This window comes from Vibrio sp. 10N.261.52.A1 (assembly GCF_002876325.1).
Lineage (GTDB): Bacteria > Pseudomonadota > Gammaproteobacteria > Enterobacterales > Vibrionaceae > Vibrio > Vibrio chagasii.
Window position 1 is genome coordinate 1 of the sequence record NZ_MCYD01000587.1, and the last position, 2,942, is coordinate 2,942.

At 46.1% G+C, this 2,942-nt stretch carries 3 protein-coding genes; 2 read left to right on the forward strand and 1 reads right to left on the reverse strand.

The window, feature by feature from the left end; genetic code table 11:
* The first annotated feature begins 43 nt into the window (after nucleotides 1-43).
* Nucleotides 44-1,357, forward strand: a complete 1,314-nt coding sequence (gene brnQ / locus BCT81_RS09930) for a branched-chain amino acid transport system II carrier protein (RefSeq protein ID WP_102424027.1) — start codon at nucleotides 44-46, stop codon at nucleotides 1,355-1,357.
* 119 nt (nucleotides 1,358-1,476) lie between these two features.
* On the opposite strand, the gene fldB is transcribed toward brnQ, so the two are convergent.
* The gene (gene fldB / locus BCT81_RS09935; protein ID WP_061033352.1) at nucleotides 1,477-1,998 is read right to left on the reverse strand and encodes a flavodoxin FldB; all 522 of its coding nucleotides are present in this window, start codon (nucleotides 1,996-1,998) and stop codon (nucleotides 1,477-1,479) included.
* A 150-nt stretch (nucleotides 1,999-2,148) separates the two neighbouring features.
* Here fldB and BCT81_RS09940 point away from each other — a divergent pair.
* Nucleotides 2,149-2,942: site-specific tyrosine recombinase XerD (locus BCT81_RS09940; protein WP_102424028.1), on the forward strand; the 794-nt coding region annotated here is incomplete at its 3' end.

The following is a 2,942-nucleotide window of genomic DNA, read 5'->3' on the forward strand; positions in this document are numbered from 1 at the left end:
CGTAAGCACAACATAAATTCATAAATATAATTAAGGATTATCTGTGAAACAGAGTCTAAAACTAACAGATATAATGGCATTGGGCTTTATGCTTTTTGCGTTTTTCTTAGGTGCGGGTAACATCATCTTCCCACCTCTAGCTGGCCAACTGGCTGGTGATCACTTTTTTCCAGCGATGTCTGGTTTCCTGCTGACTGCCGTTGGTCTGCCGTTAATCACTATCGTAGCCGTTGCACTTGCGGGTGGCTCTTGGGATCATCTAACTAAAGATCTTCCTAAGAAAGCAGCGACTATCATGGCTGTGTTGATCTTCATTATCATCGGTCCTGCATTTGCTGCACCACGTACCGGCCTTGTTGCTTATGAGATGGCGGTGAAACCGTTCTTCATCGATGCCTCTCAAGCTCACCTAACATTCTTTTCTATCGCATTTTTTGTGGTTGCCATGTTCTTCTCATGGTCTCAAGGTAAGCTAATTGACGTTATCGGCAAGGTTCTAACACCAGCACTTTTCATCGGTTTAGTTGTACTGGCGGTTGCTGTATTTGTTAACCCTCAGGGTGATATTCTTGGTGCTCACGGTGAATACATCACTCAGCCATTAACAAAAGGTTTCCTTGAAGGTTACAACACCATGGATACTTTTGCTTCACTGATGTTTGGTATGCTGATTGTGGACTCTATCCGCAGCAAAGGCATCACTGACCGCGCAGCGACGACTAAGTACCTGATCAGCGCAGGTTGTATTGCTGCGGCGGGTCTAGCATTCGTTTACATTTCTCTGTTCTACCTAGGCGCAACAAGCGCAACAGTAGCTGCGGGTGCTGACAACGGCGGTGCGATCTTAAGCCTATATGTTCAATCACTGTTTGGTCCTTCAGGTCAGCTAGTGCTTTCTGTCATCGTACTACTAGCGTGTCTAACAACAGCGATTGGCCTTGTGTCTGCGTGTTCTGACTACTTCAGCTCATTAACGCCGCTGTCTTACAAGACTTGGGTAATCATCAACGGTGTTGCTTGTGCTACGGTAGCGAACGTTGGTCTTTCTCAGCTTATTTCTCTGTCTGTTCCTGTATTGTTTGCGCTTTACCCAGTAGCGATCGCATTGGTAGCACTGACGTTCTTGCGTAGCCGTTTCCCTAATCCAAAAGCGGCGTACCGCGTTGTGGTATTAGTGTCACTACTGTTCGCTCTTATCGATGGTGCGAAAGTAGCGGGTGTTGATGTATCTGCATTGAAGATGCTTCCTCTGTTTGAGATCGGCATGGGTTGGTTACTTCCAACGGCGGCAGCAATCATCTGTATGTTCTTTGTTGGTAAGTCAGCAGAGCAAGAGATGGCAGAAGAGACGGTTTAATCACTTATTGAGATTAGATAGTCACTAGACACAGAAAAGGCCTCATTACTTCGCAGTAATGAGGCCTTTTTGTATGCTGTGTGCTTTGATATGAACAGCTGTTCGAGAGCTTAAATGGCTTATAGCTTCTCGCTGTACTCAACCAGAACTTGTTCTACCCAGCTTGCGATACGGTCGTCGCTGAGTTCGTATTGTGAGTCTTCATCCAACGCCAAGCCGACGAATTGTGATTGATCTTCTGTGAGTGCTTTAGACGCTTCGAACTCGTAGCTGTCGTCGTTTGGCCAGAAGCCAACAAATTGAGCTCCGGCCGTTTTGAGCTCGTCATGCAATAGACCCATCGCATCTAGGAACCATTCACCGTAACCTTCTTGGTCACCTAAGCCAAACAGTGCTACAACCTTACCTTTTACTGGTGTCGTCGCGATGTCGTCCCACAGCTCATTCCAATCTTCTTGGATTTCGCCAAAGTCCCACGTCGAGATACCTAGCAGTAACAGGTCGTAATCTGCCATCAATGAAAGCGGAGTCTCTTTCACGTTATGGATATCAACTAGGTCTTCACCAATAATGCCGCGAATTTTTTCTGCTGCCATTTCTGTGTAGCAGGTGGTTGAGCCGTAAAATAATCCAATTTTCATAGCAAACGTTCGATTTTAATTTCAGATGGCGAATTCTAACCATAAATCGACTTCGATTGCAGCGATTATCCGCTCAAGCTGTAATTTTTATGGCATTCATATTTGCTCTGGCATACTCTCAAAACAGTTTCCAATATTGTGAGTAACACTATGCAGTCGCCTCAAGGGCAGAGCGCAGACCACGGTCTCGTTGAACAGTTTTTAGATGCTATGTGGATGGAGCGAGGGTTATCAGAGAATACTCTTGTCTCGTATCGTACTGATTTATCCAAACTATTAACGTGGATGGAACAGAATAATTATCGCCTCGACTTTATTAGTCTATCTGGGCTACAGGATTACCAAAGCTGGTTGGTTGACGCGGATTTTAAGCAGACTTCCCGTGCACGTATGTTGTCGGCAATTCGTCGTTTGTTCCAATACTTACATCGTGAGAAAGTCAGAGCGGATGATCCGAGTGCGTTGTTGATCAGCCCTAAGCTGCCACAACGTCTTCCAAAAGACCTAAGTGAAGAGCAAGTGGATGCTTTGCTCGATGCGCCCGATCCGAATGATCCGATTGAACTTCGCGATAAGGCGATGCTTGAGTTATTATATGCAACCGGTTTGCGCGTGACGGAGCTGGTTAGCCTAACGATGGAGAACATCAGCCTGAGACAGGGCGTGGTACGTGTTATTGGTAAGGGCGGTAAAGAGCGCTTGGTGCCAATGGGCGAAAACGCTGTGGACTGGATTGAGAGTTTTATTGAACAAGGGCGCCCGCAACTGCTTGGTGAAAACAGTTCAGATGTGGTTTTTCCAAGCAAACGTGCTAAACAAATGACCCGTCAGACGTTCTGGTATCGTATTAAGCATTACGCGGTTATCGCAGGTATTGACACAGAATTGCTGTCCCCGCACGTTTTGAGACATGCTTTTGCCACTCATTTACTGAACTATGGTGC

Coding starts and splice junctions, on each gene's coding strand:
- fldB (WP_061033352.1), bottom strand. CDS start 1,998: ATGAAAATTGGATTATTTTACGGCTCAACCACCTGCTACACAGAAATG.